Annotated in this window: 24 protein-coding genes; all 24 read left to right on the top strand. The window is 30.0% G+C overall.

The window, feature by feature from the left end; translation table 11 throughout:
* Nucleotides 1-20: 20 nt before the first annotated feature.
* Complete coding sequence (locus WC622_RS09585) at nucleotides 21-527, top strand: UpxY family transcription antiterminator (protein WP_372819472.1); 507 nt, start codon at nucleotides 21-23, stop codon at nucleotides 525-527.
* A 159-nt stretch (nucleotides 528-686) separates the two neighbouring features.
* The gene (asnB, locus tag WC622_RS09580; RefSeq protein ID WP_372819471.1) at nucleotides 687-2,477 is read left to right on the top strand and encodes an asparagine synthase (glutamine-hydrolyzing); all 1,791 of its coding nucleotides are present in this window, start codon (nucleotides 687-689) and stop codon (nucleotides 2,475-2,477) included.
* Nucleotides 2,467-3,609 (top strand): glycosyltransferase family 4 protein, encoded by a 1,143-nt coding sequence (locus WC622_RS09575; protein WP_372819470.1) that lies wholly within the window; start codon nucleotides 2,467-2,469, stop codon nucleotides 3,607-3,609. The genes asnB and WC622_RS09575 overlap by 11 nt, the downstream gene beginning before the upstream one ends.
* On the top strand, nucleotides 3,609-4,463 hold the full coding sequence (locus tag WC622_RS09570; RefSeq protein ID WP_372819469.1) for an ABC transporter permease: 855 nt from the start codon (nucleotides 3,609-3,611) through the stop codon (nucleotides 4,461-4,463). Before WC622_RS09575 ends, WC622_RS09570 begins: the two co-directional genes overlap by 1 nt.
* Nucleotides 4,464-4,501: 38 nt before the next feature.
* A complete protein-coding gene (locus WC622_RS09565; RefSeq protein ID WP_372819468.1) occupies nucleotides 4,502-5,758 on the top strand; it encodes an ABC transporter ATP-binding protein in 1,257 nt (418 codons plus the stop codon).
* Nucleotides 5,758-6,186, top strand: coding sequence for a hypothetical protein (locus tag WC622_RS09560; RefSeq protein ID WP_372819467.1), 429 nt, complete (start codon nucleotides 5,758-5,760; stop codon nucleotides 6,184-6,186). The genes WC622_RS09565 and WC622_RS09560 overlap by 1 nt, the downstream gene beginning before the upstream one ends.
* Complete coding sequence (locus WC622_RS09555) at nucleotides 6,183-7,223, top strand: hypothetical protein (RefSeq protein WP_372819466.1); 1,041 nt, start codon at nucleotides 6,183-6,185, stop codon at nucleotides 7,221-7,223. The genes WC622_RS09560 and WC622_RS09555 overlap by 4 nt, the downstream gene beginning before the upstream one ends.
* A gap of 46 nt (nucleotides 7,224-7,269) precedes the next feature.
* Complete coding sequence (locus tag WC622_RS09550) at nucleotides 7,270-8,022, top strand: class I SAM-dependent methyltransferase (protein ID WP_372819465.1); 753 nt, start codon at nucleotides 7,270-7,272, stop codon at nucleotides 8,020-8,022.
* Nucleotides 8,023-8,038: 16 nt separating this feature from the next.
* Complete coding sequence (locus WC622_RS09545; RefSeq protein ID WP_372819464.1) at nucleotides 8,039-9,148, top strand: DegT/DnrJ/EryC1/StrS family aminotransferase; 1,110 nt, start codon at nucleotides 8,039-8,041, stop codon at nucleotides 9,146-9,148.
* Between the two features lie 59 nt (nucleotides 9,149-9,207).
* The gene (locus WC622_RS09540; RefSeq protein ID WP_372819463.1) at nucleotides 9,208-10,353 is read left to right on the top strand and encodes a glycosyltransferase; all 1,146 of its coding nucleotides are present in this window, start codon (nucleotides 9,208-9,210) and stop codon (nucleotides 10,351-10,353) included.
* An 80-nt stretch (nucleotides 10,354-10,433) separates the two neighbouring features.
* Nucleotides 10,434-11,621, top strand: coding sequence for a glycosyltransferase family 4 protein (locus tag WC622_RS09535; RefSeq protein ID WP_372819462.1), 1,188 nt, complete (start codon nucleotides 10,434-10,436; stop codon nucleotides 11,619-11,621).
* Nucleotides 11,612-12,331, top strand: a complete 720-nt coding sequence (locus tag WC622_RS09530) for an FkbM family methyltransferase (RefSeq protein ID WP_372819461.1) — start codon at nucleotides 11,612-11,614, stop codon at nucleotides 12,329-12,331. The genes WC622_RS09535 and WC622_RS09530 overlap by 10 nt, the downstream gene beginning before the upstream one ends.
* Before the next feature lie 7 nt (nucleotides 12,332-12,338).
* A complete protein-coding gene (locus WC622_RS09525; protein ID WP_372819460.1) occupies nucleotides 12,339-13,214 on the top strand; it encodes an alpha-1,2-fucosyltransferase in 876 nt (291 codons plus the stop codon).
* Nucleotides 13,208-14,215: a glycosyltransferase gene (locus tag WC622_RS09520; RefSeq protein WP_372819459.1), complete on the top strand. Its 1,008-nt coding sequence runs from the start codon at nucleotides 13,208-13,210 to the stop codon at nucleotides 14,213-14,215. The genes WC622_RS09525 and WC622_RS09520 overlap by 7 nt, the downstream gene beginning before the upstream one ends.
* Before the next feature lie 35 nt (nucleotides 14,216-14,250).
* Nucleotides 14,251-15,141, top strand: coding sequence for a glycosyltransferase (locus tag WC622_RS09515; protein ID WP_372819458.1), 891 nt, complete (start codon nucleotides 14,251-14,253; stop codon nucleotides 15,139-15,141).
* A complete protein-coding gene (locus tag WC622_RS09510) occupies nucleotides 15,134-16,165 on the top strand; it encodes an acyltransferase family protein (RefSeq protein ID WP_372819457.1) in 1,032 nt (343 codons plus the stop codon). The genes WC622_RS09515 and WC622_RS09510 overlap by 8 nt, the downstream gene beginning before the upstream one ends.
* Before the next feature lie 3 nt (nucleotides 16,166-16,168).
* Entirely contained in the window at nucleotides 16,169-17,050 is an 882-nt protein-coding gene (locus tag WC622_RS09505; RefSeq protein ID WP_372819456.1) for a glycosyltransferase, read from the top strand.
* Entirely contained in the window at nucleotides 17,050-18,069 is a 1,020-nt protein-coding gene (locus WC622_RS09500) for a glycosyltransferase family 10 domain-containing protein (protein ID WP_372819455.1), read from the top strand. The genes WC622_RS09505 and WC622_RS09500 overlap by 1 nt, the downstream gene beginning before the upstream one ends.
* Nucleotides 18,053-19,030 carry an acyltransferase family protein gene (locus tag WC622_RS09495; RefSeq protein ID WP_372819454.1) on the top strand — a complete coding sequence of 326 codons (978 nt, stop codon included), beginning with the start codon at nucleotides 18,053-18,055 and terminating at the stop codon, nucleotides 19,028-19,030. Before WC622_RS09500 ends, WC622_RS09495 begins: the two co-directional genes overlap by 17 nt.
* Nucleotides 19,031-20,011, top strand: coding sequence for a glycosyltransferase (locus tag WC622_RS09490; RefSeq protein WP_372819453.1), 981 nt, complete (start codon nucleotides 19,031-19,033; stop codon nucleotides 20,009-20,011). It begins immediately after the preceding gene.
* Nucleotides 20,008-20,709, top strand: a complete 702-nt coding sequence (locus tag WC622_RS09485) for a hypothetical protein (protein WP_372819452.1) — start codon at nucleotides 20,008-20,010, stop codon at nucleotides 20,707-20,709. Before WC622_RS09490 ends, WC622_RS09485 begins: the two co-directional genes overlap by 4 nt.
* The gene (locus tag WC622_RS09480) at nucleotides 20,706-21,695 is read left to right on the top strand and encodes a glycosyltransferase family 1 protein (protein WP_372819451.1); all 990 of its coding nucleotides are present in this window, start codon (nucleotides 20,706-20,708) and stop codon (nucleotides 21,693-21,695) included. The genes WC622_RS09485 and WC622_RS09480 overlap by 4 nt, the downstream gene beginning before the upstream one ends.
* Nucleotides 21,692-22,708, top strand: a complete 1,017-nt coding sequence (locus WC622_RS09475) for a glycosyltransferase family 4 protein (protein WP_372819450.1) — start codon at nucleotides 21,692-21,694, stop codon at nucleotides 22,706-22,708. The genes WC622_RS09480 and WC622_RS09475 overlap by 4 nt, the downstream gene beginning before the upstream one ends.
* Nucleotides 22,709-22,830: 122 nt before the next feature.
* A complete protein-coding gene (locus tag WC622_RS09470) occupies nucleotides 22,831-24,081 on the top strand; it encodes a hypothetical protein (protein WP_372819449.1) in 1,251 nt (416 codons plus the stop codon).
* Nucleotides 24,082-24,087: the final 6 nt, after the last annotated feature.

Genomic DNA, 24,087 nt, shown 5'->3' with positions numbered 1-24,087 from the left:
GTACATGATGGATACCAAATATGATTGACAATAGTTACAAATGGTACCCTCTTTATACACGCTCTAGAGCTGAGAAAACAACGCAAGAAGCATTAGCAAAAAAAAACATCATTTCTTATTTACCTTTAAGAAAGGTGTTAAAACAATGGAGTGATCGAAAGAAAATTATTGAAGAACCTTTATTAAAATCCTATCTTTTTGTTTATATCTCTGCTAAAGAGTATACAGAGGTATTAATGACTTATGGCGTTAGTCGATTTATTTATTTTTCTGGAAAAATTGCCTCGATTCCTGATAAGCAATTAGCAGATTTAAAATTATTATTAGCTAATTCAACAGATCTTGAAGTAATTGAATATGATATTTCGTTAGGAGAAAAAGTTTTAATTAAGGCCGGCCCATTTAAAGGAATTATAGCAGAATTAGTATCTTTAAAGAGCAAAAAAAGCATAGTTTTACGATTACAGGATATAGGTTATTCCATCCTAATCAACACTTCTATGGCTTTTATTGAGCCGGTAGTATAACCAGCATACTAGCAAGCAGTTACAAAATTTTAATGTGATTGAGAGGGCGAAGCTGTGTTTGATTAGCACTATGTTTCACCAATTAATTACTTAACAAATACACACTTTTATTAATCAATTAAAGTTTACGTCCTTATTAATTTAACAAATAGTTAATACATGTGCAGAATTGCTGGCATCATTGCTCAAAATTTTTCTCCTGAACAATTAAAACATCAAGTAACCTTAATGTGCGATAGCATGGCACATGGTGGTCCTGATGATTTTGGGGTCATAGTTGATGAAGAAAAAAAGGTAAGCTTAGGCAATAGACGACTTTCTATTTTAGATTTAAGCGCCGCTGGTCATCAGCCTATGTTTAGTGATGATGAACAGGTTGTAATCGCCTATAATGGAGAAATTTACAACTTTAAAGTTATTAGGGAACAACTTATTCAGGAAGGTTTTCACTTTAAAACCGATTCAGATACAGAAGTAATTATTAAGGCTTATCAGTTTTGGGGAGAAAATTCTTTTGAAAAATTAAACGGGATTTTTGCTTTTTGTTTACATGATAAAACAAAAGATTGCTGCTATTTAGTTAGAGATCAAAATGGTGTTAAACCCTTGTACTATAGTAGGGATATCCAACATTTTATCTTTGCATCAGAAGTAAAAGCATTTGAACATTCTGGCATTACTCAACAACCAAATGAAAACTGGAAAATATATTATTTAGCATTCGGGCATATTCCTGAACCTTTTACTACTTTAAAAAATGTATATAGTTTACCAAAAGGTAGTTTTTTAAAATATAAGTTAATAGATGGCTCCTTTAAAATTCACCCTTATTTCCAATTCAGTCCTGCTATTCAAATAATTGATGAAGCTGAAGCTATAATCAGAATTAAGGAAGAGTTAAATAAAGCGGTTAAACTGCAATTAATTTCTGATGCTAGTATAGGAGTGTTATTTAGCGGCGGGCTCGATTCTAGCATTATCACTTTACTTGCTGATACGTATGCTAAAGGGAATTTAACTTCAATATCTGCTAATTTCAATGAAATAGATTTTTCCGAAAGTTCTTATCGTCAAATCATATCTGAACGAGTTGAGGCAAGTCATCAAGAACATGTAATTACCTATCGGGATTTTGTTTACAATTTTGATACGATATTGAAAAATATGGATCAGCCAACTACTGATGGTATTAATACTTGGTTTGTATGTAAGTGTGCTAAAGAAAATGGGCTGAAATCAGTACTATCAGGTTTAGGTGCTGATGAGTTATTTGGCGGATATCCTTCATTTGATCGAATTAGAAAAATTCAAAACTTAGGTAGAATAAGTAAAGAGTTAATTAAATCAGCTCGATTTCTGCAAAACACCAAGTTAAATAGACTCTATTATTTAAGTTTTCAATCGCCAGTTGGCGAATATTTATGTTTAAGAGGACTATATACGCCAGATATTATAGCTAATCTGTTAGATATAGATATAAAAACAGTTATTAATTGCTTACAAAATATTCCTTTAAATGATACTATTCGTTATTTAAATGATGAAGAGCGAGCAAGTTGGTTTGAGATTAATATGTATATGCAAAACCAATTGTTAAAGGATACTGATTTTATGAGTATGAGTCATGGTGTGGAGGTAAGAGTTCCATTTTTAGATGTTAATTTTGTAAATCTGGTAACTTCAATACACCCTTCGATAAAATTTGGAGTTTATCAAAAAAAGCGATTATTGATCGAGGCTTATAAAAAAGAGTTGCCTGAGCAAATTTTGAACCGTTCTAAAATGGGATTTACTTTTCCTTTTCAAGAATGGATGGTAAAAAATAAAGAAATCTCATCTCCAGATCTTTATCAAAATAAAAAAGCTAAAAAATTAATTTCTTCTTTTAACAACAATAAATTGCATTGGTCTTCGGCTTTTGCACTATATAAAGTATTCCATGCCTCCTAAAGTTCTCTTTTTAACCTTAAAGGTTTTCGGTTTTACCGGCGGGATTGAAAAAGTTTGCCGCTCTATTTGCCGTTCGTTATATGATCTTGGAGAAGATAATACATTAGAACCAACTGTTTATTCTATGTATGATAAATACTTTGACCGTGATTCAAGATATTTAAAAAAGCAACAATATCATGCTTTTAATGAGCATAGAAAATATTTTGTCATTAAATCTTTGATGAAAGGAATAAGGTCTGATGTTATTATTTTGAGTCACATTAACTTATTATCAATTGGTTATTTAATTAAAAGATTTAGTCCAAAAACTAAAGTTTATTTACTTGCTCATGGAATTGAAATTTGGAGAAAACTACCAGAGCCTAAATTGAAAGCACTCAAAAGACTGGATAAAATTATTGCTGTTAGCCATTTTACAGCAGAAAAGATAAAAAGCATACACGGCATTAAAGCTGATAAAATGGAAATACTTAATAATTGTATTGATCCATTTTATTTCTTTCCAGAAAATTTTAGTAAACCAAAAACATTGCTAGAAAGATATGGACTTAATTCAAATCAAAAAATATTAATGTCGCTTTCTAGAGTTGTTTCTTCAGAAAAATATAAGGGATACGATAATACCATTTCTATTTTACCTCAGTTAATTAAAAAATATCCAGAAGTGGTATATTTAATAGCGGGCAAATCTGACGAAGAAGAAAAACTAAGATTGGAGAAATTGATAACAAAACATCAAATAGCCAATCACATTAAATTAATTGGCTTTATAGATGAGGCCGAAATTACCGATCATTTTTTGCTTTCGGATATTTTCGTAATGCCAAGCAAAAAAGAAGGCTTTGGTATTGTATTTATTGAAGCAATGGCGAGTGGTTTATATGTTGTTGCTGGCAATAAAGATGGTAGTGTGGATGCGCTAAAAAATGGAGAATTAGGTAAATTAGTTAATCCTGATGATTCGAATGAAATTGAAAAGACGCTAGATGAACTTTTGAAATCTCCCTTAAATCACGAAGAAAAAATTGCTTTACAAAAAAATGTTTTAAAGGCTTTTAGCTATGAAAAATATCGCGAAAGCATTAAAAAATTAATTGTTTATGGTACAAGTTATCTTATGCTTTTATAATGAATAAACAACAAGAAACCTGGGAAATTGCTCCTTCAACTCATCTTTTTGATTTAAAACTAAAAGAAGTTTGGGCTTACAGAGATTTATTGGGCTTATTGGTAAGAAGAGATTTTGTTTCTTTTTATAAACAAACTATTCTTGGTCCTCTTTGGTTTTTTATACAGCCGTTATTTACTACCCTAATTTTCACATTTATTTTTGGAAATCTTGCTGGGATATCGACAGATGGATTGCCGAAACCGCTATTTTATATGGCTGGAATTACTGCTTGGAATTATTTTGCTGATTGTTTAACTAAAACATCAACAGTATTTAAAGACAATGCAGCCATTTTTGGTAAAGTTTATTTTCCAAGATTAATTATGCCCCTTAGTATTGTAGTTAGTAATTTAGTTCGTTTTGGGGTGCAAATGGTTTTATTTATACTGTTAATGCTTTATTATTATGCGAATGGATCCCAGTTCAATATTAGTTGGGCAATTTTTCTTTTTCCATTAATTGTGATTTTAATGGCATTATTAGGTTTAGGAGCTGGAATGATTATATCTGCTATGACAACTAAATATAGAGATCTTGCCTTCTTGGTTAGCTTTGGAGTGCAATTATTAATGTATGCAACTACTGTAATTTATCCATTATCTACAGCAATAGAAAAATACCCAAAATACAGTTGGTTAATAGAATATAACCCAATGACATCAATAATTGAAACATTTAGATATGGGTTTTTAGGAGAAGGTTCTTTTAGTTGGATTAGCCTAGGCTACGCTACTTCTTTAACAGTTATACTTTTAATTATTGGCATTATTATATTTAACAAAGTCGAAAAAACTTTTGTTGATACTGTTTAGCCTTTAAAGTGCAATTAAAACCCCGTTATTTTTAAAAAATGTCAAACATCGCTATTAAAGTAGAAAATTTAAGTAAAGCATATCAGTTAGGGCAAATTGGCACAGGTACAATTAGTCGTGATTTAGAACGGTGGTATGCAAGAATGCGTGGCAAAGAAGATCCTTTTCTAAAAATCGGAGAAACTAATAATCAAAACACTAAAAGTGAAAGCGATATAGTATGGAGCTTAAAAAATGTAAGTTTTGAGGTTGAAAAAGGAGATGCTGTAGGCATAATTGGAAGAAATGGCGCTGGCAAAAGTACGCTTCTAAAAATATTAAGTAAAATAACCTCCCCTACTACTGGTACAATTGTAGGCAATGGCCGAATTGCAAGTTTACTAGAGGTAGGAACCGGTTTTCATCCTGAACTATCTGGTAGAGAAAATATTTTCTTAAACGGGGCAATCTTAGGCATGAGAAAGCATGAGATTAAACGAAAGTTTGATGAAATAGTTGAGTTTGCTGGAATAGAAAAATATATTGACACACCTGTAAAAAGATATAGTTCTGGAATGTATGTTAGATTGGCTTTTGCAGTCGCCGCACATCTTGAATCAGAAATATTAATTGTTGATGAAGTACTTGCTGTTGGCGATGCAGAGTTTCAAAAAAAATGCTTAGGCAAAATGGGTGAAGTAAGCAAAGGCGAAGGAAGAACAGTCTTATTTGTAAGCCATAATATGGCAAGTATTATGATGCTATGTAATAATGCCATCCTACTCAAAAATGGAATGCTTGAAAATTTTGATAAAACGTCGCAAATCATATCAGATTATAGAAATTTATTAAAAGATCAATTAAAAGTTGTTAAAGATTTCAACTATGAAAATGATGTTTTTACGATTAAAGATATTACTATCGAAAACGAATTTAAAGAATCAATTTTTACTATAAATAATGAAATAACCATCACATTAGAAATCTATTTTAAGTATAAAATTTCTGGAATAGCAATTGAGCTCTTTGTAAGGAATGAGGATGAACTGCCAATCTTTAGTAGTTGTACAAGAACATTAGAATTAGCTGAGGATACCTACACCTTTGAAATGATTATACCTAAAAATATCTTTAATGATATGACTTACTACTTTTCGATAGGTATTTCGAAAGACTACGAATATTTTATCGCCAAATATGATAATATATTAAAAATTGATATTGAAAATTATGTTGAAGACTTTGGCTGGACTCAAACCTTAGACGGAGTTGTAAGGCCAAAAGTTCTGTGGAAAATGAATCAAAATTTAATTTAATGATTGAAAATATCTATCAAGATGATCTATTACTTGCTATTGTAGTTAGATCAAATTTTAAAAAAGACGGTATTGAATTTTTTACCGATAATAATTCATCCCAGCAACTTGGGTATATGAATAGGCAAGCAGGTTATTATATTGCTCCTCACAGGCATAATTTAGTAACTCGTGAAGTAAAATTAACTCAAGAAGTACTTGTTATTAAGTCAGGTAAAGTAAGAGTAGATTTTTTTGATAATGCTCAGAATTATTTACAAAGTTCTATCTTAAATTCGGGCGATGTTATTTTACTATCAGATGGTGGTCATGGATTTAAAATGCTTGAGGATTCCGAAATTTTTGAAGTAAAGCAAGGTCCATATTGTGGAGAAGAAGATAAAGTTAGATTTGAAGCTGTTTCTGAAGAAAAAATAATCATAAAATGATTCGAGCTTTAAAAAATCGTATCAAGGAATATCTTAACAAAGACTTCATAAGTAATGTTACCATGTATGATTATCCTTTTGATTTAAAGAAGGGCGACATGCTTTATGTTAGATCGTTTGGAAATAAAAATCCAGATAAAAAATTTTATATCATCTGGAGAGATTATTATGGCGCAGGTTTTTTTTCAAACTATGCGTTTGTAATTGCCCATATATTGATCGCGAAAAAAAACAACTTTATCCCGATAATAGACTTTGAAAATTTCAAAACAATATATAATGAAAAAGAGTCCATTAACGGTAGTGAAAATGCATGGAATTATTATTTTGAGCGATTAAGCGATTATTCATTAGAAGAAGTATATGGCAGTAAAAATGTATTATTCTGTAATGGTGGCTTTCCGAATGGATTTTCATATAATTTAACCGAAATAGAAGGAGCAAACCAGCTTTCAAAAGAAATAAAAATCAACAAAACCGTCGAAAATTTTATTCAAAGCAGTTTAAAAACAGACTCTACTTACGTAGGTGTTCATTTTAGAGGCAAGGAGCAAAACCTTGCTAGCCACCATCCTTTTGGACCAACCTATAAACAATTGGTGAGTAATACCAAAATGCTTCTTGAAAAATACAATCTATCTAAAATTTTTATTGTTACGGAAGATTTAAAAGCGATCGAAACTTTGGAAAAAAAATTCCCAAAAGCAGTTTTTTATACAAACTCTTATAGAACAAAAAAGGGAAATGCCTATAAAGAATTAGAAGCACGTAAACATCATAGATATCTTTTAGGTTTAGAAATTTTGCGAGATGCACATCTACTTTCTCAATGTGGCGGAATTCTACATTCAGATTCAAACGTTAATGAATATGCAAGATTGATCAATGACCATCAATATAAATTTCAATGTGAGATAAAAAATGGTTTCAATACTCATCATCCGATCTACTCAAAATTTAAATATAAATTAATTAAGTATCTACCACAGCAATTTGGTGGATTACTAAATGAGGTTATAATTAAAGAAAAAGCTTAAAAATATAACCACTAATTAATAAACTGAAAATTTACAAAAAATCAAAATGACCGATAATTTTAGATTATATAGCCAATATTATGATTTGCTTTATCAAGATAAAAATTATATTCTAGAGACAAATTATGTAAGTAGATTGATAGAAACTTATCGCCCTAAAAGTAAAACTATACTAGAGTTAGGTGCTGGAACAGGTAAACATGCATTTTTACTAGCCAACAAAGGCTATACCGTTTTAGGTGTAGAAAGAAGTGCAGAAATGGTGGCGATAGCTAATCAGACAACAAATGAAAATGTAAGTTTTGATGTAGCAGATATTATTGAATTTAATCTAAATCAAACTTTTGATGTGGCAACTTCTTTATTCCACGTAATTAGTTATTTAACCGATAATGAAAGTCTTATTCAAACCTTTAAAAATGTTTATCAACATTTAAATAAAGATGGCATATTCATTTTTGATGTTTGGTATAGTCCAGCTGTTTATCATCAAGTACCTGAAAAAAGGACTAAAATCTTAAAAAATCATAATATCGAGGTTATTAGAAAAGCAAATCCTGTAATCTATTCAGAAAAAAATGTTGTTGAAGTTAATTATGAAATAACAATTATAAACGTAAATGATAAAAGTGCAAGTACAATAACAGAAAAACATCCAATGCGTCATTTTAGTAGTCCAGAAATTGAATTGTTGGCGTATACAACAGGGTTTAAACTATTGGGCACTGAAGAATTTTTAACTGGATTAGCTCCTTCTACAGATACTTGGGGTGTATGTTATATTTTAAAGAAAATTTAAACTTAAACGAATTAAAATGCATCAACCAATTCCTGTAAATACACCATTGCTCAATGGCAATGAACTAAAATATGTAACAGAATGCATAGAAACTGGATGGATTTCTAGTGAAGGTCCCTTTATTTCAAAATTTGAAGAAGGTTTTAGCAATTTTATTGGTTGTGAGCATGGTGTTGCAGTAAGTAACGGATCTGCGGCTTTAGATATTGCTATAAAAGCTTTAAATATTGGGCAAGGCGATGAAGTTATCATGCCGACTTTTACTATTATTTCTCCTGCACAATCTGTAGTAATTGCAGGAGCTTTACCAGTTTTGGTAGATAGTGATCCGTTGACATGGAATATGGATGTAAATCAAATTGAAGCAAAAATAACAGCCAGAACAAAAGCAATATTAGTTGTACATATTTATGGATTACCAGTAGATATGGACCCGGTATTAGACTTGGCAAAAAAATACAATTTAAAAGTAATTGAAGATGCTGCAGAAATGCATGGTCAAACTTATAAAGATAGAATGTGTGGGAGTATGGCTGATTTAAGTATTTTTAGTTTTTATCCAAACAAACACATTACTACTGGCGAAGGTGGCATGTTATTGACCAACGATAAAGCATTGGCTGAAAGGTGTAAAAAATTACGCAATCTTTGTTTTGAGCCAAATGGACCACGATTTGTACATTATGAATTAGGTTGGAATTATAGGATGACAAATTTGCAAGCAGCCTTAGGGTTAGCGCAATTAGAGCAAATTGAGGGTTTTATTGAGATAAAAAGAAAAATGGGGGCCAATTACCAACATCAACTTTCTTTTTTGAAAGAAAAGGGATATCAATTGCCTTTAGCTAAAACCGATTTTGCAGAAAATATTTATTGGGTATTTGGTTTAGTTGCCCCTACTGAGAAAGAAAAGGAAGAAATGGTGAATTACCTTACCGAAAATAAAATTGGCACCCGCCCATTTTTTTGGTGTATTCATGAACAACCTGTATTTAAAAACATGGGGTTATTTAAGGATGAAAAATATCCAGTTGCAGAAAAATTAGCTAGAAATGGTTTTTATTTACCAAGTGGTTTGGGGTTGACTTTAGATGAACAGAAAGTAATAATTAAATGCATAAGCTAAAAATTGGAATTCCCATTAGTTTCGATTACGATCCACTAGGCGGAGGCAGTTATTCTTATGTGAAGCAGTTAGTAAAAGCTATAGATAGCTATGAGTTTAATGATAATATAGAAGTAGTATTTTTAAACTTTGAAAAAAAAGTTATAAAAACTCAAAAACCATTAATCACATTTCATCCTTTTAACAACTATACATTAAGAGATTTAATAAGAAAGATCATAATTTTATGCATTGGTAAAATACCTATTATTTTTTTCAAACGCTTATTACGACAAGTAGAAATTAAACATGCCGAAGCGAGAAATCAAAAAATAAAGACAGTATTAGACGAAAATAAGATTAAAGTTTTATTTTACTTAAATCCTGACGGCAATAATTACAATTTTCCGTTTATAACAATTCATTGGGACATTGGACATTTATCCACTTTCATGTTCCCAGAATTTACTGAAGATTTTGATGCCAGATCTGAATATTACAAAACCATATTACCTAAAGCATTAATGGTTGTTACGGAAACAGAGTCTGGGAAAGAGGAACTTATAAAATATACAAATATTAATGTAGATCGTATAAAAGTGATGCCAATTTTCCCTGGAGAGGTCATCAATGAAAACGTGTCTTTTCATTTACAGCAAGAGATATTAAGAAATTCTAATCTAATTTCTAAGCAATTTTTTATTTATCCAGCGCAATTTTGGGCCCATAAAAATCATACTTTATTAATTGATGCTTTTGAACAAGTGCTTAAAAAACATCCTGACTTAAAGTTGGCTTTTACAGGATCAGACAAAGGAAATTTGGCATATATAAAAGATTATATTCAGTATAAAAAGCTAAGTGAAAGTATTTTAATTTTAGGATTTGTAAGCAATTCTCAGCTATATTCTTATTATAAAAATGCAATAGCACTAGTTATGCCTACATATTTGGGGCCTTCAAATATGCCGCCATTGGAAGCGGCATTTTTAAATTGTCCAGTACTCATTAGCAATATAAAAGGGCATCGCGAACTACTTGGTGAATACCCAAGATATTTTGAGCCATGGGATATGCATGCTTTGGCTCAAGAAATGTTAGATCAGGTAGAAGATAAAACATCACGATCATTTAAAAATAGTGATTATTTTAATATAAATACTGCGCTTGAAGCACTAGACCAAATATTCTTAAAAGCTGTTATAATTAGAAAAAATTGGATTTAGCATTATTATAAAGAATTTTTACGCAGCTAGATTAATGTATAAAAAATGTTATTGTTTAAAAAATCGTAAATTATTTAACTATGGGAAATTATAGGGTCGGTGTTTGGATTGACAATAGCTATTCTCCAGAATCCGGTGGTGGTTTTTCCTTTTTGTGGCAACTAATTTATGGTATAGATCAAAAACAATTTGACCATAATATTGAAATTTATTTTGTTGGATTTAATCTAAATTTTGAGCTTAACCGAACTACAATCAGCATACCATTTAACGAAAATTATTTTGAGAGAAGAAAAAACAACTTCTATCACAAGTTTTTTAATATTAACTTACCTCGAAAAGATATCTTAAAAAATTATGCTGATGCTGAGAAAATATTAAAGAGCCATAAAATTGATGTTATGTTTTATACCACACCAGATATTTTCATCAATAATTACCCTTATATTCTTGTAAATTGGGATTTAGCACATAAGACAACCTACCCTTTTCCAGAAACGGCAATGTTTGGAAACTGGGCATCAAGAGAAAAAAAAATTAGCGAAAACCTAAACAATGCTTTATTGGTTTGCTGCGAATCTGAAAGAGGAAAGCAGGAAATTATAGATAACTATAGATTATTTGCTAACAAAGTAACGGTATTACCACTTTTTCCTGGAAAAATCATCTTAGATGAAATAATTGAAAAAAGACCAGATTGGCTGGAAGAAAACGAATCTTTTTTTCTTTATCCTGCACAATTCTGGGCTCATAAAAATCATTACAATTTGATTATTGGTTTTGCGGAATTATTAAAAGCAAATCCTGCTAAAAAATATAAACTCATTTTAACTGGAAGCGACCAAGGTAATTTTTATTATATAAAACAGCTAATCGCTAATCTTAAATTAGAATCCTATATTATCATTCCAGGTTTTATTGAAGATGGGGCATTGAAATGGTTATATAAAAATTCAATAGGTTTAGTATTTGCATCTTTTTTAGGCCCCACAAACATGCCTTTACTTGAAGCCCCATTATTAAATTGTAATGTCGCTTGTTCAAACCTAAAAGGTCACAAAGAAATGTTGGGTGATGATGCAATTTATTTTGATCCTGAAGACCCCTCATCCATCCAAAAAGCAATGGCTGAATTAATTGCAATGAAACATTCTGGAACTCAATTCAAAGTTACAATATCTACTAAGAAAAATAATTTAGAAAATACCTTGAATATATTTGAACAAGTAATCGTTAGAAGTATTAATATTAGAAGAACTTGGGAGTAAAAATATTGAACAAACCTACTTATTACCTAAGTAAAACCTTAATATATTTAGGTTCCAAAGTATTTGGTGCTTCAAGGAGGATTGCTAGCAAAATTTATCGGCCCAAGCCAACATTAAAGGATATTGGCTGGGTAGCTTTCTGCGAGGCAGGTGGAGAATTTTTACGTTTTGAATATGATTTAAAAAAAGATTCTATCGTATTTGACTTGGGTGGTTATGATGGTCAGTTTACCAGTGATTTATTTAGCAAATATGAATCAAACTTCTACATATTTGAAGCTTGCAAATCCTTTTCGGATCAGATTACTGAAAGATTTAAATTAAACACAAAAATAAAAGTTTTTGATTTTGGGTTATCATCTGTTGATGAAGTAGTGAAAATGTCTGTTAATTCAGTTGGGTCTTCTACATATATTCAATCTCCAAATATGGTAGATATAGTTCTGAAAAAAGGTGTAGATTTTATTAATTCATTACAATTAAACTGTATAGATTTAATGAAAATAAATATTGAGGGTGGAGAATATGAGCTTTTAGCACATCTAATTGATTATAAGATTATTGAAAAGATTGACAATCTTCAAATTCAGTTTCATGATTTTGTTCCAAATGCATTAGAACGAATGCTAGTGCTTAGAAATCTGCTCTCGTTAACACATTACCCAACCTATCAATTTGATTTTATATGGGAAAATTGGAAAAGAAAATAACACTTTCATGATAGGGATAACTATTCAAGGAAGATTAGGCAATCAGCTTTTTCAGTATGCTTTTATAAATAGTATTAGTAAAAAACTAAATACCAACTTTTTTATTGATCAAAGTGTAGAGCCTTTTAAAGCAGCTAAATACTTTCAGCTTAAATTTTCTTTATCTAATCTACTTTTTAACAATGTATTTAGCATTTCAGGGTATAAAAATTTTTTCAGCTACTATCTCCGGGTCTTTTATTCAAAAGCATTAAGCAGAATTTTTATTAAAGAATCTAAATATTTTGATTTTAAAGAATCGTACCAAGAGATTTTACCTACCATAAAAGATCAGGTTTTATATAATGGTTATTTTCAATCCGCTGCTTATTTTAAAGACAATGAAGAAGAAATCCTATCTCAGTTTACATTGAAAAAATCTTATCAGAAACTATATTATAATACTTATGAAAAACTTGGTGATGGTAAAAAGATTGTAACAGTGCATATCAGAAAAACTGACTATCAAAATCAAGCGCATTTAAATTTAGGTAGTGATGACATTTCTTTGCCAATGCATTTTTATCACCAAACAATTGCTGCATTAAATAATAATGATACTTTCTTTATTTTTATAAGTGATGATCCAGCTTCTTTAACTGATGAATTTAAATACCTTGTGCATAAACATATCTCTTATAGCGATGAGATTACAGATTTTCAACATTTGTTAAAAGCAGATATTTGCATCATCTCAAATAGCACATTTAGTTGGTGGGGAGCCTATTTAAATAAAAAACCAAACAAAGTTGTGTACGCTCCAAAATATTTTATGGGTTTTCATATTCAACAAGAAGTACCTCCTCACATTTACCCTTCTAATTGGATTCAAGTTCAATGTTAAAAGGAATTTCTATAATTGTATGCTGTTACAATAGTGAAAAACGTTTGCCAGAAACACTTCAATATATCGCCAATCAAACTGGGTGCGATGATTTAAATATTCAAGTTATTATAGTTGATAATGCATCTGCAGATCAAACTAAGAATGTAGCCATCAAAGAATGGGAAAAGTATAATTTACCAAATTACACTTTTACTATTGTAGAAGAATTTAAACCAGGTTTAAGTAGCGCTCGAGAAAAAGGATTAACAGAATCAATATATAATTACATTGTCTTTTGCGATGATGACAATTGGCTTGAAGAAAATTATTTAACAACAGTTTATCAATTATTTGAAGGCTTTCCTAATACAGCAGTATTAGGTGGACTTGGCGAACCAGCTTTTTCTTCTGATACTGTAATACCCGTTTGGTTAGATACCTATTACAATTCTTATGCAGTGGGTAAAATTCATCCAAAAGAATGTATAGTAGATAGCGTTCAAGGCGCAGGTATGTGCATAAGAAAAGATGTTTATTTAAACATTTTCAAAATTTTTGGCCCCTTACTGCTGTCTGGTAGAAAAGGCAAAAAATTATCTGCAGGAGAGGATTCTGAAATTTGCATACGCATCAGATTAATTGGTTACCAGGTATTATATTCTCCCGATCTAAAATTTAAACATTTTCTTCCTGCAAATAGATTAACCTGGAGTTATCTGTTAAAATTACATAAGGGTTTTGCTAGGTCTTTTGTAATTTTAGATATATATAAGAAAGCATTAAATAAAGAAGAAATAGGTAGCTTCTATTGGCTTAGAAAGTCGGTATATAACTTTTTGTTATTTACGAAATACCTTGTTCTATATTTACCAAACCTACTAAGCAAGACTAAATATAAAAGAGAAGAAATTTTATTAAGCAATTGGTTTATCTTCTCAACAAACTACTTTACCTATAACTTCAAAGTAAATAAGATTTATAATCAAATTACCAATGCCATTAAAAACGCAACCATTTAAATTCTACATTTTGTTGATTAAAGAAGAATTTCATTTTGTTTAACCTGAGTTACATTTTCAGTACAAAAAACAGATTGCCATTATTGAAAATAACGTTGGGCAATCTTTTAAATAAGAGATTACCAGATGAAGAAATTGTAGTTGTAGATGGAAATAGCAGCGATGGAACTAAAGAATATTTAGAACAACTCTTAGCAGATGGTAAAATCCATCAACTCTTATCTGAACCAGATCAAAGCCAAGCGCATGGTTGGAATAAGGCTATGTTATTAGCTAATGGAATCATTATAAAAAAAATAATTGATGACGATATTTTCGATTATGATGCCATTAGAAAATGTACTGATTACATGCTTAAAAATCCAGATATAGATGTGGTAATTTCTAACGACTTGTTGAGTAGTTTGAGCAACTACAAAAACATACAAAAAACAACTAGACTTCCTCAGTTTAATAAATGGAAAAACAAATTACAACCTTCATTTACCTTTGGTGATGTACATTTATTAATTAGACGCAGTTCACTGGCTTATATTGGTTTATATAACACTAATTATGTAATGATGGACTGGGAATATTCCTTAAGGATAAGTTATCTTAACGCAAATATTGCATATTACACTGGTTACAATGCCTTATCCGTTTACCATGACCAAAGTATTACCGCATTAAAAAATATCAAACAAATAACCAATCAAGGTAGTAGAGCTAATGTTTTTTATGAGTATGCGGGTGACCGAGCTGGGATTTCATTATGGTCTAAAATTAAAATTGCTATTGGAAAACGAATAAAGAAGAAAGAGCATAAAAATCAATATGCATCCGAGGTAAATAAAGACCTTTCAGTTATCTATACATATCTTCAATCTCAAATAGAAATGATTAATGCTAATGGAGATTTTAAATTCATCAAAAAGATTGAATAGAATATCTTCTTTGGATGGATTTAGAGCCATTTCTATTATTTTAGTTGTATTTAGTCATTTCAGATTTTTAGATGATTTTCCAGAAGGCTTAGCAGGTTTTGCAAAACAATTCGATGTTGGCGTAACCGTTTTCTTTGTAATAAGTGGTTTTTTAATTACTACGCTTTTATTAAAGGAATATGAAAAAGACAATACGATATCTATAAAAGAATTTTATATTAAAAGAGCATTTAGAATTTTACCCGTATTCCTTTTGTATTTCTTATTAATATGTTGTTTAAATTATTTTAGAAATATTGAAATTACTCCATCCAATTTTTTACATGCCATAACTTTTACAGCAAATTTTGATCAAAACAAGAACTGGTTTATTGGGCATTTTTGGACGCTTTCCATAGAAGAGCAATTTTATTTATTTTGGCCATTAACCCTCCTCTTTTTTAAACGAAACATAAAATTAGTAATCTTATTTTTAATTATTTACTCGTGGTTTGTTCGGGTAGTTGTCTACAAATTTCATTTAAATCCAAGCATTTTTTTACATCCTTTTTTCTCTATTTCAGATTCAATTTTAATAGGAGCTTTAACAGCGGTTTTGAAGCAAGAAAATCCCAAATTATTTACAAATAAAATATTTCGATATCGCTACTTACAAATTTTAGCTCTATTGATTATTATTTTATTTGTATATAGCTCCGCTTATGGAAAACTAGCCTATGTTTCATTGCCTTTTGGCAATACTATTATAGCTATCTGCATAATGTATATTATTTTAAGTTACATCTATCCACAAAACAACTTAATATTTAAATTTTTAAACCATAGAGTAATGGTTCATATTGGAGTATTATCATACAGCATTTATATTTGGCAAGAATTTTTCTTTACAAAAGAAGCACTACTGTTTAATAAATTTCCATTAAATATCATTGCCATTTATCTGATTTCGACGGCCTCTTATTACCTATGGGAAAAGCCCTTTCTTAATTTAAGAAAAAGGGTGCTACAAAAACAGTTTAATTAATTCATGATTTCAATTATCATCTGTTCTATTAACAAATTGCTTTTTGAACAAGTTTCAAAAAGTATTGCTGAAACAATTGGTGTTGAATATGAAATTGTTCAAATTGAGAATACAATTACAAATTATGGCATTTGTAAAGCTTATAATATTGGAGCAACTAAAGCGAAGTTCCCTTTTTTATGTTTTTTACATGAAGATATTTTAATTAAATCTTCAAACTGGGGTGTAGAAATAATCAATTTTTTTGAGCAAAATGAAAACATTGGAATTGTAGGTGTTGCTGGTTCTACTTATAAATCTTTAGTTCCGAGTGTATGGGCGCAAGGATTGCACCATACAGACCATGCAAATCTAATTCAACATTACAGAACATCAATTTCAATGAATAGTGAAAATCCAGACCATAAATTTTCGGAAGTTAAAACTTTAGATGGTGTATTTTTATTTACTAAAAATAAGATTTGGGCGCAATATCCGTTTGATGAAAATACATTTGATAAATTTCATTGTTACGATCTTGATTTTTGCTTGCAAATTGGGCAACACACTAAAATATTTGTTTTTAACAACCTATTAATAGAACATTTCTCTTCTGGTAGCTTAAATAGAGATTGGGTAAATTATTCAATTAAATTATCTGAAAAATGGAAAAGCCTTCTGCCCGTTGGGAATATTTTAGCTCATAAGAAAAAAGAAATTGAATGGAGAAATAGAAAAATATTCTTCCTAAGAATGAATATTTTAGGTTATCCAATTCTTACATCTTTTAAAATATTTTTAAAATGGCACTTTATAAAAAATACTTCATTTGTTAATCTCGTGAAGTTCATATCCAATGTAATTGGTCAAAAACTAAACTTACTCAAGAAGAAACCTCTATATTAATGCGAAAAAAAGTCTACATCAAATTTCAGAATGGTATCGATTATAATACAGCATTAAAAGAGATCTTCTTTGAACTACAAGATGAATTTGAATTTATAGAAGAAAATGAGAAACCAGACTTTATCTTATTTGCCCCTTATGGAAATGATATCCCTAAAAAGGGAGATTATGTTAGAATAGGTTATTATTGTGAAAATATAACTCCTGATTTATCGAAATGTGAATACGCGTTTGGCATTCCTTTAGAAGAAAAAATTAACAATCCTAAATATAAACGTATTCAATGGCATGGGCTTAATCCAATTCAGTTAATTAAAAATCTATCCGATAACGAGATAGATCAGATTATAAATCAAAAGCAAAGTTTTTGCAACTTTCTATACTCACATAAAGTACCTTATAGAGAGGAATTTTTTAAACAGCTTTCAAAATATAAAAAAGTAGATGCTCCTGGGAAATCAATGAATAATATGAAATCTATTGATACTTTGTATAAAGGAGATATTTGGGAAAGAAAACGTCAATTTCTTTCTCCATATAAATTTACTATTGCTTTTGAAAACTATGCTTATCCTGGTTATCAAACAGAAAAGCTATATGATGCCATGCAGGTTAACAGCATTCCTATTTATTGTGGAGATTCTAATATTTCAGAAATATTTAATACCAAAAGTTTTTTGAATGCTCCAGAGTATATAAATTACAACTATAACAAAATAATTGCTTCATTGGAAAAAGTTTCCCAATCTAATTTTGTAGATATTAGACCTCAATTCTATAAAGGCCCACATCATAGATTACAGCGGAAATTGAAATATTTAGGTCGTAAAATTAAAATGAATTTACAATTTAACAACTTAGATTTTTCTAATTTAATTGATAGAATAATTGAAATTGATACAAACCAAGATATATATATTCAATATTTAAAGGAACCTTGGTTCAAAAATAACGCAATTGATATGAGTACCACTAATAAAGAGAGGTGGTTTAAAATTTTTAATGGTAAAACAACCTAGTCAAATCAATTATGGTATTCAATATTTACGTAGTTTAGCTGCATTAGGTGTTCTTTTATGTCATTATGGTTCAGACTTGAAAAATTATCCTGAACTTGCCTTTCTATTAAGTTTTGGGAAATTGGGTGTACATATTTTTTTCCTAATTAGTGGGTATATTATAACTTTATCTCTTTTAAATTACAATTATTACCCAAAGCATTTTTTTAAATTTTTATTAAAAAGATCTGTAAGAATTGAACCTGTTTATATTATCACTATTTTACTAACATTGTTCAGTTTCTACTTATTTAACCACTTCTCATCCTTTAAAGGAGGTGATTTGCCATTTATTCCTGGACAATTTTTTGCACATGTATTTTACATCGTCCCCTTTACTAAATGGAGTTTTTACAATAACATCTTTTGGACATTAGGTGTTGAATTTCAATTTTATCTATTGATGGGTTGTGTCTATTTTATAAAAAATAGTATGTTTTTTAGAATAATTTTCTTAATTCTTTTCTCTTTAACTGTATTTATACCTTTTGCAAACGCAACTAATTTACTAAGCAACTATGGAGCAATCTTTGCACTAGGCATTTCTTCTTTACACTTTCAGCAATCAAGAAACAAATGGTATTTAAGCATTATGATTTTGGATGCAATCATCATCTACTTACATGATGGTTATCTCATTTTGTTTTTATTAACAATTTCAATCTTGATCATCTACTTGTTTAAGTATAAAATTGCAATACTTAATTTTTTAGGAAAAATATCTTATTCTTTGTATGTTATTCATCCTTTGATTTTTATTTATATCAATGGCATTACAAAGAAGACAATACCAAACTTAATAAATTATGAGCTTTTATTTTTGTGCGTTCAAATAACAACTGCACTTGGCTTAGCTTATGTTTTTTATCTCTTAATAGAAAAACCTACTATAGCCATATCAAAAAAAATAGTATACCGATAAATGAAAATTCCATTAGTTTCTATTATTATTCCTTTTTATAATGCTGAAGATTTTTTAGTGGAAACATTACAATCTGCCATCAACCAAACATGGGAAAACAAAGAAATTATACTTATTGATGATGGTTCAACAGATGGTTCATTTCTAAAAGTAAAAAGTTTTAAAAATGAAAAAGTAAAACTTATCCAACAACAAAAAAATAAAGGAGCCTCAGCTGCAAGAAATTTAGGATTATCTTGTGCTAAAGGAGATTATATTCAATTTTTGGATGCTGATGATTTATTATCTCCTAATAAAATTGAAAAACAAGTTTTGGCTTTACAAAATGAGCCAAACAAAATAGCAGTTTGCAGTACAGTTCATTTTAAAGATACTGAAAATCATTTTCTGAGGCATCCTTCCGCATTTGAAGAAAATTTCATTTATAATACAGATAGTCCTATTTATTTTATCACCAAACTTTGGGGAGGGTACGATCAACATGCTTCAATGATACAACCCAATGCTTGGCTTACTCCTATGAATTTAATTAAGTCCACTGATAAATGGGATGAAAACCTGTCTGTAGATGATGATGGGGAGTATTTTGCTCGAGTTATTTTAAATTCAAAAGGCATTGTAAAAGTTGAGCATGTATTTAATTATTATCGAAAACAAAACACTCAAAAAAGTTTATCTGCTCAAAAATCACATAACCATTTTAAAAGTCAACTGCTCTCTACATTATCAAAAAAGCATGAATTATTATCCAGAACAGCAACAAAAGAAGCTAAACAGGCTATTCATAGGCAATTATTCGAATTAATTGTCAAAAGCTATCCTAAATATCCTTCTATTTATAAAAAAGCTCTAAAAGAACTTCCTGATATAGAATCAAATTATTACCAACCTGTTATAGGAGGACCAAAAATCCAAAAAATTGTTAAGCTATTTGGTTGGAAGGTCGCTAGAATTATTCAATATATTTTAACACAGAAATGATAGCCATTGTAACCTCTTGTATCCACCCCAAAGAAATGTCAACCATTACTAGGAGCTTCTTTTCTCTTGAAGAACGGGAGTTACAAACGATACATACTTTAAACAGACTAAAAGAAGTTGGTTTTAAACAGATTATCTTAGCAGACAATTCTTTTGATTATGATTTTTCCAGACTTAAATCAGCAGTTGATAATGTAAAAATAATTCATCTAAAGCAATATCAATTTTTAAATAAAAGCATCAATGAAATTTTAATTCTTTTAGCTGTAATGGATGAAATTCCAGAGAATACAAAGATATTTAAGATTTCTGGCAGGTATTTTCCATCAGAAAATTTCTCAATGGAAATGAATCAAGCTATTGATTTTAAAGTGAAGGGGTTTGAATTTGATACTAAAAAAGCCGTAATTACTACTAGGGGATATTTTGTTCGTAATAAAGAGATTTACGAGGAGTTTTTGCTGTATTGTCTAAACGAAATATACAGCTATCCTTACCGTGTTGTTGGCTTAGGAAGTTTAATTAAATTTATTAAAGAGTTTTTTAGTGCAAGTTTAAAGAAAATACCAACTGTTTCTATAGAATTTGCAGCGGCAAGGGCTCTTAAAAAAGGCCACTATACCTATGAATTATCAGACAATTTACACATTGAAGGACAAATTGCAGGACTTGAAAGCAAAGAATTAATTAAAGAATGAACTTAAAACTAAATATTTTTTATGAGGAGCCAAATAACGATAGATGGGTCAAATATGATCGATATCCTAGGCAAATTATTAGAAGAATAATAAGAGGAAAATCGAGACCAGGTGGCGTAATGCTGGTTGCTTTAGAATTGATGCGTGGTTTAGATTTATTAAAAATTCCTTACCGTTTTAATGATTATCAATATGCTAAACAACATCCAAATGAACTTATCGGTGTAATTGGTAAACCTCATCTCATTTTTGAAAAAAGATTTAAAAACCCTATTCTTTTTGGTGCTGGTATTTTTTCTCATCCAATTGAATGTCCAAATCTTTTTGAAGTTTATCCTAATATTAAAAAGATTTTGGTTCCAGGAGACTGGATGAGGCTTATGTGTGAACCATACTATCCAAATAAAGTAATAGCGTGGCCTGTTGGCATAGATACAGAAAAATGGTCTCCCAAAATAAAAGCTGAAAAATTAAATGTTGATTTTTTAATTTATGATAAAATCCGCTGGGACCATGACAAATATGATCATGAATTATTGCAACCAATAATTAAAGAATTAAAAAAACAAAACCTTAGTTATCATATTATTCGCTATGGCAATTATAACCATGCTGATTTAATAAATGAGTTAAATATCTCAAAAGCCGTAATTTTTCTTTGTGAACATGAAACTCAAGGCATAGCATACCAACAAATACTGTCAACAAACACTCCTATATTAGCTTGGGACAGAGGAGGATACTGGCAAGATCCGTTTTATTTTCCTGAAAAAGTTAAATATGAGCCTGTAACTTCTGTTCCATACTGGGATGAAAGATGTGGGTTAAAGTTTAAAGATTGGTCTGACTTTGCTAAGACACTGGAAAAATTTATTAGTAAATTAAAAAACGAAAAATTTGAGCCAAGAGCCTATATTCTAGAAAATTTAACTCTCGAAATTTCTGCTCAGAAATATGTAGATATCTACAAATCTTTAACAAAATGAAAATACTTTTAATAATGGATCCTGGAATATCTATTCCTCCGCCAAAATATGGTGGTCATGAACGGTTAGTATATATGTTTGCAGAAGAATATACTAAAATGGGTCATGAGGTAAGTTTATTAGCTGGTCCAGATTCAAAAATATCTGGAAAAGTTTATTCATTTGGTATAAATAAGCTTAATCGTTCCAAATGGCAAAGAATGAAAGAATTGCTAAATGTTTGGCAATTTCTTTACCAAAAAGGAAATAAATTTGATTTAATTCACAACTTTGGTCGACTAGCTTATTTATTTCCGATTACGAATAGTTGCGTAAAAAAAATCATGACCTATGGTCGTCCCGTTTCTAAAAAAGGTGTTAAATTCATTAATTCATTACCCAATCAAAATTTAATATTTACGGCTTGTAGCAATTATTGTGTCTCTACTGGAAATATTGCTGGTGAATGGAAAACGGTTTATAATGCAATTGACTTCTCTAAATATGAATTAAAGGAAAATGTTAGTGTAGAAGCTCCATTTATGTTTTTGGGTAGATTAGATAAAATAAAAGGATTACACACAGCAATAGAAGTAGCTTTAGAAACTGGTAATAAACTTTGGATTGGTGGGAATATACCAGATACACAAGACAATTATGCTTATTTTAAAGAAGTACTAGAGCCTAAATTTGATGGAGAGCAAATTATTTATTTAGGCGCCTTAAATGATGAGCAAAAAAATCATTATTTAGGTAAATCCAAAGCATTATTATTTCCAATTGAATGGGATGAACCTTTTGGAATGGTTATGACTGAAGCTATGGCCTGTGGAACACCAGTTATAGGTTTTAAAAGAGGTTCTGTTCCTGAAGTTATTGAAGAAAACGTAACAGGATATATAGTTAACAATAAGGCAGAGATGATTGACGCACTTCCTAAAATTAGCGCAATTAGCCGTGCTCAATGTAGATCAACGGCCCTCAAAAGGTTTGATGTTTCTGTAATTGCAAATGAATATTTAGCACTTAAATAATACAAACCTCTTAATAGTCTTAAGAGAATTTGGAATTCCAGATTAAAATCATAGTTTTTTAGGTTAAGAAAAATAAATTGAGCTCATCAGAAAACATTTATAAAGTATCATTACACTTCTAGATGGAATTAAACGCTAAAAAAATCGTATTAATTACATCAGGTCAACCTAGTGTAAATCCTCGTTTAGTAAAGGAGGCAGATGCATTAATTGAAGCTGGCTATGACATTCAAGTAATTTATCAATATTGGAATAGATGGGCAACGGATTTAGATGAAAAATTACTCCTTCAAAAAAATTGGAAAGCAGTGAGAATCGGTGGTGACCCCATAAATGAAAAATTAACTTATTGGCAAACACGCATCACCTTAAAAATTGCTCGAAAACTGGTTAAATCACTTGGCTTTATTGGTAATTTAGCCGAATTAGCTATAGGTCGATGTACTTCTCAATTAGTTAAAAAAGCAAAAAATACGCCTGGAGATCTTTACATTGCGCACAATTTAGCAGCATTACCTGCAGCTGTTTTAGCTGCAAAATACAACAATGTAAAATGCGGTTTTGATGCTGAGGATTTACATCGTTATGAAATGAGCGATGATGATTTAAACGACGATGTTCGCTTAAAAAAATACCTAGAGGAAAAATATTTCCCATTAGTTAATTATTTAACGACAAGCAGCCCAGAAATTGCAAAAAAATATGAAATGTTTTTCCCATCCCTAAAATTCAATACGTTACTAAACGTTTTTCCAAAAAACGAAACAGAATTAATTAAGAAAAATAACAATGAACAATCATTAAAATTATTCTGGTTTTCGCAAAATGTTGGATTATCTAGAGGTTTGCAAGATGTATTAGGCGCCTTAAAAATAATAGAAAATGAAAAAATCGAATTTCACATACTTGGTTTTTTAAGTCAACAGGTTAAAACAGAATTAGATCAAATCATACAAGATCTCAACTTTATTCATTCACCTAAAATTGTATTTCATCCGCCGATTGAATCTACAGAATTAACCAAGTTTGCAAGTAAATTTGATATAGGTTTAGCTACTGAACCTGGATTTTCTATCAATAATGATATCGCTCTGAGTAATAAGATTTTCACCTATGCACAAGCCGGTTTGGCTATTATCGCATCTGATACTACAGCTCAAAAACAGTTCATTACTGCATATCCCAATATGGGAGCTATTTATGAAAAGAAAAATTCAACTAGTCTTGCTCAAATTTTAAAAAACTACATTGAACACAAGGAATTGTTAGCTCAACATCAGGCTCAATCAGTTCAGTACGCAAAAGAAAAATTAAATTGGGATGTTGAAAAAGATAAATTTCTTTCACTCATTTATCACACAATTAACTCTTAAAATTTG

It is taken from the genome of Pedobacter sp. (assembly GCF_041662865.1).
GTDB lineage: Bacteria > Bacteroidota > Bacteroidia > Sphingobacteriales > Sphingobacteriaceae > Pedobacter.
This window is presented reverse-complemented; position numbering and strand designations above follow the sequence as displayed.

What these genes read in the sequence shown, in the direction of transcription:
- WC622_RS09585 (WP_372819472.1), top strand. Translation starts at nt 21, where the DNA reads ATGATTGACAATAGTTACAAATGGTACCCTCTTTATACACGCTCTAGA.
- asnB (WP_372819471.1), top strand. Translation starts at nt 687, where the DNA reads ATGTGCAGAATTGCTGGCATCATTGCTCAAAATTTTTCTCCTGAACAA.
- WC622_RS09575 (WP_372819470.1), top strand. Translation starts at nt 2,467, where the DNA reads ATGCCTCCTAAAGTTCTCTTTTTAACCTTAAAGGTTTTCGGTTTTACC.
- WC622_RS09570 (WP_372819469.1), top strand. Translation starts at nt 3,609, where the DNA reads ATGAATAAACAACAAGAAACCTGGGAAATTGCTCCTTCAACTCATCTT.
- WC622_RS09565 (WP_372819468.1), top strand. Translation starts at nt 4,502, where the DNA reads ATGTCAAACATCGCTATTAAAGTAGAAAATTTAAGTAAAGCATATCAG.
- WC622_RS09560 (WP_372819467.1), top strand. Translation starts at nt 5,758, where the DNA reads ATGATTGAAAATATCTATCAAGATGATCTATTACTTGCTATTGTAGTT.
- WC622_RS09555 (WP_372819466.1), top strand. Translation starts at nt 6,183, where the DNA reads ATGATTCGAGCTTTAAAAAATCGTATCAAGGAATATCTTAACAAAGAC.
- WC622_RS09550 (WP_372819465.1), top strand. Translation starts at nt 7,270, where the DNA reads ATGACCGATAATTTTAGATTATATAGCCAATATTATGATTTGCTTTAT.
- WC622_RS09545 (WP_372819464.1), top strand. Translation starts at nt 8,039, where the DNA reads ATGCATCAACCAATTCCTGTAAATACACCATTGCTCAATGGCAATGAA.
- WC622_RS09535 (WP_372819462.1), top strand. Translation starts at nt 10,434, where the DNA reads ATGGGAAATTATAGGGTCGGTGTTTGGATTGACAATAGCTATTCTCCA.
- WC622_RS09525 (WP_372819460.1), top strand. Translation starts at nt 12,339, where the DNA reads ATGATAGGGATAACTATTCAAGGAAGATTAGGCAATCAGCTTTTTCAG.
- WC622_RS09520 (WP_372819459.1), top strand. Translation starts at nt 13,208, where the DNA reads ATGTTAAAAGGAATTTCTATAATTGTATGCTGTTACAATAGTGAAAAA.
- WC622_RS09505 (WP_372819456.1), top strand. Translation starts at nt 16,169, where the DNA reads ATGATTTCAATTATCATCTGTTCTATTAACAAATTGCTTTTTGAACAA.
- WC622_RS09500 (WP_372819455.1), top strand. Translation starts at nt 17,050, where the DNA reads ATGCGAAAAAAAGTCTACATCAAATTTCAGAATGGTATCGATTATAAT.
- WC622_RS09495 (WP_372819454.1), top strand. Translation starts at nt 18,053, where the DNA reads ATGGTAAAACAACCTAGTCAAATCAATTATGGTATTCAATATTTACGT.
- WC622_RS09490 (WP_372819453.1), top strand. Translation starts at nt 19,031, where the DNA reads ATGAAAATTCCATTAGTTTCTATTATTATTCCTTTTTATAATGCTGAA.
- WC622_RS09485 (WP_372819452.1), top strand. Translation starts at nt 20,008, where the DNA reads ATGATAGCCATTGTAACCTCTTGTATCCACCCCAAAGAAATGTCAACC.
- WC622_RS09480 (WP_372819451.1), top strand. Translation starts at nt 20,706, where the DNA reads ATGAACTTAAAACTAAATATTTTTTATGAGGAGCCAAATAACGATAGA.
- WC622_RS09475 (WP_372819450.1), top strand. Translation starts at nt 21,692, where the DNA reads ATGAAAATACTTTTAATAATGGATCCTGGAATATCTATTCCTCCGCCA.
- WC622_RS09470 (WP_372819449.1), top strand. Translation starts at nt 22,831, where the DNA reads ATGGAATTAAACGCTAAAAAAATCGTATTAATTACATCAGGTCAACCT.